The sequence below is a fragment of the Salmonella enterica subsp. arizonae genome (assembly GCF_008692845.1).
GTDB lineage: Bacteria > Pseudomonadota > Gammaproteobacteria > Enterobacterales > Enterobacteriaceae > Salmonella > Salmonella arizonae.
The window spans coordinates 1-615 of the sequence record NZ_VXJW01000038.1; the positions used below are offsets into that span (position 1 = coordinate 1).

1 rRNA gene is annotated in these 615 nt (G+C 51.1%); it reads left to right on the plus strand.

The window, feature by feature from the left end:
- Nucleotides 1-112 precede the first annotated feature (112 nt).
- Nucleotides 113-615 (plus strand): 23S ribosomal RNA (locus F4V61_RS21990); the annotation flags it as partial.

The window sequence follows — 615 nt, forward strand, 5'->3', positions numbered from 1 at the left end:
TTTGCTCTTTAAAAATCTGGATCAAGCTGAAAATTGAAACACAGAACAACATAAGTTGTTCGTGGGTCTCTCAAATTTTTGCAACGTGAAGTGAAACATCTTCGGGTTGTGAGGTTAAGCGACCAAGCGTACACGGTGGATGCCCTGGCAGTCAGAGGCGATGAAGGACGTGCTAATCTGCGAAAAGCGCCGGTAAGGTGATATGAACCGTTATAACCGGCGATGTCCGAATGGGGAAACCCAGTGTGACTCGTCACACTATCATTAACTGAATCCATAGGTTAATGAGGCGAACCGGGGGAACTGAAACATCTAAGTACCCCGAGGAAAAGAAATCAACCGAGATTCCCCCAGTAGCGGCGAGCGAACGGGGAGGAGCCCAGAGCCTGAATCAGCATGTGTGTTAGTGGAAGCGTCTGGAAAGGCGCGCGATACAGGGTGACAGCCCCGTACACAAAAGCGCATGTGCTGTGAGCTCGATGAGTAGGGCGGGACACGTGGTATCCTGTCTGAATATGGGGGGACCATCCTCCAAGGCTAAATACTCCTGACTGACCGATAGTGAACCAGTACCGTGAGGGAAAGGCGAAAAGAACCCCGGCGAGGGGAGTGAAA